This is a genomic window from Anaerophilus nitritigenes (assembly GCF_004138215.1).
GTDB lineage: Bacteria > Bacillota > Clostridia > Peptostreptococcales > Thermotaleaceae > Anaerophilus > Anaerophilus nitritogenes.
In genome coordinates, this window is the sequence record NZ_RYYS01000111.1 from 1 (window position 1) to 6,338 (window position 6,338).

A 6,338-nucleotide genomic window follows, 5' to 3' on the forward strand; every position below is an offset into this window, starting at 1 on the left:
AAGGCAGAGGTCTGCAAAACCTTTATTCCCCAGTTCAAATCTGGGTGCCGCCTCCATTTTTTTATATGCGCTCATAGCTCAGCTGGATAGAGTGTCTGACTACGAATCAGAAGGCCGCAGGTTCGAATCCTGCTGGGCGCACCAATAAAATAGAGGGTACGAATTTCGTACCCTCTATTTTATTGTATAGGAATTTATATAACTAGAAAAATTGTGAATAAATATATAATTTTAGTTATGCATTTCAAAAATTACACTCATCAATCTTTTAAAAAATAGCTATTATAAACAGTTTATCTGAGATTGATGAGCATAAAATTAACAAAAAAACATACAAGTTTCACAAAAGCTTTATAAGTTTATAAAAAAGATGTATGATTACTATTGGCAGTTTCATGAAATATGATAAAATATATTAGGCAATATGACTTAGGGCCTAAAGTCTTAACATATAGGTTGAGACTTTTTTTATCGAATAAATAGTTAAAAAAGTTTTATAGAGCATGTACTACTTATAGTTGTTATGAAATAGATACTTCATAACAACTGATTCTTAGTTTATAGTATACAACTACTTGCTAAAGATTAAAGATGCAGGTTATGGCTGTAAGGGGGAATTTTCATGAGAAAAATCCTTATTTTTACTGCTTCTACAGGAGAAGGACATAATCAAGTTGCAAGAGCTTTGAAAAATGAGTTTGAAGCATTTGGATATGAAGTAGTAATGATGGATATTTTAAAAGAAACAAGTAAAGTTTTAAATTTATGCATCGCAGATGGATATAATATGCTTGCTACTCATTTGCCTAAAATATATGGAATTTTATATAAGTGGAGTGATATGAAAAGAATTAATATGGAGTTTAATAAATTTTTTAATAAATTAGAATATAATAAGGTTTATAGTTTAATTCAGCATCATCAACCAGATTTGATTATTACTACACATCCCTTTATCATTGGTGTGATAGGAGATTTGAAGAAAAGTGGCAGGTTACATATTCCATTTGTTTCAGTTGTTACAGACTATGAAGCACATCAAGTATATATTCACGAGTATGTAGATGCATATATAACAGGAAGTGATTATACAAGTCATACTTTAGTGAATAAGGGGATAGATGAAAAAAATATATATGTATGTGGAATTCCTATACGTCAAGAATTTTTAACAAGGAAGATATATAATAAAGAAGATTCCAGTTTTACAATACTTTTAATGGGAGGAAGTATGGGTGTAAAATCCATGAAAAAAGTACTTGAAAATCTTATTAAAAATAAACATCTATTACGTATTATAGTGATTTGCGGAAATAATAAAAGCTTAAAAGAAGAGATTATAAGACAATATCATCATATACAAGGCAAAGAAATTATTGTGTATGGCTTTACAAAGAATGTTCCACAATTAATGGATATGGCCCATATTGTGATTACAAAACCAGGAGGAATTACTGTATCAGAATCTATTGCAAAAAATATTCCTATGGTTATACCATATTTTATTCCAGGTCAAGAAGAAGGTAATGTAGAATTTTTATTAGCTTCTCGTATAGCTATTCAGGTAAAAAAAATAGCTCATATCAATGAAGTCATTGATGAATTGATTCAAAATCCTAAAAAATTGGATGACATGAGAAAAAGAATGAAAGATTTATGGAATATATACTCTAGAGACAATGTTATTGAGTTATCTAATATGCTTATGAGGAAATATAGTCATGAACGGGGAATGATTTATGAAAAATAAGATAGATATTTTACTGTTGACTGCTACTTTTGGGTTGGGACATAGATCTGCTGCAAAAGCAATTGTAGAGCATGTAAAAAGAAAAAATGAAAATATAAATATGGAAATTGTAGATATTTTTCAAATTATCAATCCAAAGTTATGTAAAAGTCTATATAAAGGATATGAGTTTCTGATTACTAAAAATAGAAGATTGTATAATTATTTTTATTATAAAAAGTATTTTAATGAACATTCTCAGATGGATGATTGGTTCTATAGAATATGTCTTCCAAAACTTACAAGCTATATTTTATCTACCAATCCTAAAATGATTATAGCTACATTCCCAGTCGGATCAGGATTGGCATCAAAATATAAGGAAAAGTATCAAAGGGACCTTCCTATTATTAGTTGCATTACAGATGTAGTAGATAGTTGGGAATGGATTTATCCTAATATAGATCAATATTTTGTTGCTACAGAAGAAATTAAAAATAAATTAATAGGAAAAGGAGTTTCGGGGAAAAGGATAGCAGTGACAGGAATTCCTATACGAGTGCAATTTGAAAGACAAAAGAATGATTTAAAAAAACTTAAAAAAATAAAAAAATCAGATGGTTTTACTATTTTGATTATGGGTGGAGGTATGGGCCTTTTACCGAAAGAAAGAGAATTTTATATATGGTTAGATGAATTAAAGGAAGTAAAAACTACTATTTTGACGGGAAATAATAAAGAAATTTATAATAGATTAAAAAAAGACGAGAATTTAAGAAATCTTACTATATTAGAATATACAGAAAATGTATCTTCTTTGATGAACAAATCAGATTTATTGATCACAAAAGCAGGAGGAGTTACTTTATTTGAAGGAATTAAATCCCATCTACCGATTGTTGTATTTAAACCCTCCTTAGGTCAAGAAATTGAAAATGCTAAATTTATTACTCAAAAAAATATCGGTACAATAGTCAATAATTTTGAAGAACTAAAAATAGAAATACAAAAAATTTTAAATGATACAAGATATAGAAAAGAATTGCATAAGAACATAGTAACGGTAAGTAAAAAAATTAATATGGATCTATTGGTTCAATCTATATTAAATTTATATGATCAGGAAGAGAAAATAAAAAAAATAAATATATGAAAAATGATTAAAGGAATGATGAAAGTGAAAGGTTTCGTATTAATTGTCATATGTTTTTTATTGTATAATATAATTCCTAATTACTATTATAGAAACAAATATAAAAAAATCATAAAAACTTTGAACACATCTTTAAAAGAAATTGCATTAACATTTGATGATGGACCTGATCCTGTTTATACAGAAATGCTTTTAGATATACTCAAAAAAAATAATGTAAAAGCTACTTTTTTCTTAGTAGCAGATAAGGCATTAAAGAATAAGGAAATTGTAAAAAGAATGATAGAAGAAGGCCATGGTATAGGACTCCATTCACTGCGTCATAAAAGTGCTTGGTTAAGTTTTCCTTGGCAAACATCGAAAGATTTTGGAAAGTCCATGAAAATCTTTAAAGAATTAAGATATAATATTAGGCTTTTTCGTCCTCCTTGGGGAACTTTTAATTTAGTAGTACCTTATTATGCAAAAAAATATGATCTAAACATTGTATTATGGTCTATAGAAGCAAAGGACTGGAGTAAAAATACTACAATTAATCAAATTAAAGAAAGAATATATAAGAAAGTAAAGGGTGGAGACATTATTGTACTTCATGATAGTAATGGTGCAAAAGGAGCACCCCAAAGAACTATTGATGCATTGAGAGAGTTAATTCCCAAACTTATAGAAGAAGGGTATGAATTTGTTTTAGTGGATCAAAAGGCAGGTGTCATAAATGAATAAAATGATAGAATATTTATTTAGGAGAATAGATGATGCTATTGTGAAAATGAGTAATTGGGAGTATATACCTTTTTCCAGTCAAAAACTTCTTTATGTGAGTTTTCATAGTTATAAAGGAAATGAAAAACAATTAGGAGACGGAACTATTATTCAAAAAGGAGATTTAGTAGGAGAATTTCATATAGACAATAAAAAGGTTCAAAATATAAAAAATGATCCTGTAAGTCTTTTTTTAATTGTAGATGAAGAATTAAAAGTTTTATACGAAGCTATTTTAAAAGATGAAAAATTCCAATCTATTAAGGCTTATTATGGGGTTACTATCTTATATCCTATAGCTAGTCGAAAAGGATTTAGTATTTTTCCAATAGAGAATAAAATGAAAAGAGCATTCGTAAAACAATGGGATGATTGGCTAAAAAAGATATTTCAAAAAAGAAATTATCAAAGAGAAAAAAATAGAAGAGTTCCTAAAGAATGCTGGATTTCTAAAAAAGAAGTGTTAAATAGAAAGGCGGTTTAGATGAAAAAAACAATTACACGGTATGGAATTTTGATTTTTCTTCTAATCACCACTCTATGGATTGTTTTATCTAATGAAAATGTATCAAATTTTCCAAAACTTCTGGCTCAAACTAATCCATATATTTTAATGATAGGATTTATAGGAATGATAGGATATTGGATAGTGGATGCTTTGATTATAAGAGAAATATCAAAAATGTTATTTGTACACAATAATTTTTTAAAATCTATGAAACTTACTTTTATTGGACAATATTATAGTTTGATTACACCCTTTGCTAGTGGAGGGCAGCCTGCACAAATTTATTCTATGATCAAAGATGGTGTTTCATTAGGAAAGTCTACATCTATATTGATAGAGAAATTTATTATTTATCAAGTTATTGTAACGATGTATTCTATTTTTATGTTTATCATTAAGATGGGATTTGTATATGAACATATAAAGACATCGTTGATATTTATTTGGATAGGTATTTTTTTAAATTTTATAGGGTTGCTTAGTATTTTTCTTTTATTTTTTAATGGAAAATTTTTAAGAAAAATAATTAAATGGAGTTTAAGTATTCTTATTCGCTTTAAACATATAGACAATATTCAAAAATATGAACAAAAAATAGAAGGAATTATAAAGGAATATGAAGAAAGTCTAAAGAAGATAAGAGAGAATAAAAAGATTACTTTAAAAATTTCTTTTATGACGATCCTTCAACTTACATTTTATTTTAGTATTACGTACTGGATCTATAGAAGTTTAGGACTTGGTAATGTTTCTTGTTTAGATATTACAGCCATACAAGCCCTTCTTTATATGGCTGTATCTTTTATTCCTACACCAGGAACAGTAGGAAGTTCAGAAGGGGGATTTTATCTTCTTTTTCACATGTTTTTTGGAGTGCAAAAAGTAACTTATGCAATGCTTTTATGGAGAATAATTGTTTATTATTTTAATTTATTCATTTGTGGAGTGGTTACATTAATAGATTATATGATGAACAAAAAAACACAAGTCAGTAAAATAGGGAAAGAAACAAATCTTTAATATTTTAATGGGTATATAGAGAGTTTGGAAATTTTCCCAAGCTCTTTATATTTATATCAAAAAGGAGAATAACTTATGGCACAGCTTTATTATAGATACAGTACTATGAATGCAGGAAAGTCTATTGAAGTAATTAAGGTGGCATACAATTATGAAGAAAAAGGGAAAAGGGCCTTAGTTCTTACATCTGCATTAGATAATAGATATGGAAAAGGGAAGGTTACATCAAGAATAGGGGTGGAAAAAGAGGCAATTAGTATAGAAGAAGATACAAATATATTAACTATATTTTTACAAGAAAATAGTCATAATAATATTCATTGTGTTATTATTGATGAATGCCAATTTTTAAAAAAGCATCATGTAGAAGAATTGATTGAAATTGTAGATAGTTGTAATGTACCTGTTTTATGTTATGGACTTAAAAATGATTTTAAAAATGAATTGTTTGAAGGGTCATACTGGTTGTTAGTTCATGCAGATAAGATAGAAGAAATTAAAACGATTTGTTGGTGTGGAAGAAAAGCTACAACAAATGCAAGAGTGAGAGATGGAAAAATAATAAAAGATGGAGAGCAAATACAAATTGGAGGAAATGAATTATATGTTTCATTATGTAGAAAACATTATAATGATGGAAGAATAACACCTTAGTAAACTATGTATAGTTTTGAAATAATAATGAAGGGGGTGAGAACATGGAGGAAAAAGAAGAAGTTCTAAAAAAAGAAGTTATCAAGGTAGAGGATGTGACTATTTTTTCAAATTATAAAATTTCTGAAGATGGAAAAAAAATATTTTCTGCTGAGGACTAAAACGTATATAGTAAGGATGAATGAAACCAAAAAGGTTTCTTTCACTTATGATAGGAGTATATGGGATAGGGTAATAATATTTTTAAAAAAATACATTAAATGATTGACATATGATCTAATATATGATAATATATCAATTGTTGTTGCGAAAAGAAAGCTTTAAAAAATACTAAAAAAGTTTTCTTGACAAATATGACGAAAAATGATAAGATAATTAAGTCGTGAAAACGACGGTGCTTTAAAAAACAGAGTGACCTTTGAAAACTAAATAGCACAAGAAATGACAAGCAAGCAAACAAATTAATTGCCAAAGTAATTTTGAGCAAGAAGTAACAAACCTCGAAGATTTTA

6 protein-coding genes and 1 tRNA gene are annotated in these 6,338 nt (G+C 27.6%); all 7 read left to right on the forward strand.

What is annotated here, in order from left to right; translation table 11 throughout:
- Nucleotides 1-67 precede the first annotated feature (67 nt).
- The 7 genes from EK368_RS14610 (at nucleotide 68) to EK368_RS14640 (ending at nucleotide 5,826) form a co-directional block, all read left to right on the forward strand.
- Nucleotides 68-144 (forward strand) — tRNA-Arg (locus EK368_RS14610).
- Between the two features lie 478 nt (nucleotides 145-622).
- Complete coding sequence (locus tag EK368_RS14615; protein ID WP_129600939.1) at nucleotides 623-1,750, forward strand: MGDG synthase family glycosyltransferase; 1,128 nt, start codon at nucleotides 623-625, stop codon at nucleotides 1,748-1,750.
- Complete coding sequence (locus EK368_RS14620) at nucleotides 1,740-2,882, forward strand: MGDG synthase family glycosyltransferase (RefSeq protein ID WP_129600941.1); 1,143 nt, start codon at nucleotides 1,740-1,742, stop codon at nucleotides 2,880-2,882. Before EK368_RS14615 ends, EK368_RS14620 begins: the two co-directional genes overlap by 11 nt.
- A 24-nt stretch (nucleotides 2,883-2,906) precedes the next feature.
- Nucleotides 2,907-3,605 (forward strand): polysaccharide deacetylase family protein, encoded by a 699-nt coding sequence (locus tag EK368_RS14625; protein WP_165000483.1) that lies wholly within the window; start codon nucleotides 2,907-2,909, stop codon nucleotides 3,603-3,605.
- Nucleotides 3,598-4,128, forward strand: coding sequence for a YkoP family protein (locus EK368_RS14630; protein ID WP_129600944.1), 531 nt, complete (start codon nucleotides 3,598-3,600; stop codon nucleotides 4,126-4,128). Before EK368_RS14625 ends, EK368_RS14630 begins: the two co-directional genes overlap by 8 nt.
- Entirely contained in the window at nucleotides 4,129-5,172 is a 1,044-nt protein-coding gene (locus EK368_RS14635; RefSeq protein ID WP_129600946.1) for a lysylphosphatidylglycerol synthase transmembrane domain-containing protein, read from the forward strand. It abuts the gene before it with no gap.
- A 75-nt stretch (nucleotides 5,173-5,247) separates the two neighbouring features.
- On the forward strand, nucleotides 5,248-5,826 hold the full coding sequence (locus EK368_RS14640; protein WP_129600948.1) for a thymidine kinase: 579 nt from the start codon (nucleotides 5,248-5,250) through the stop codon (nucleotides 5,824-5,826).
- The last annotated feature ends 512 nt before the right edge of the window (nucleotides 5,827-6,338 follow it).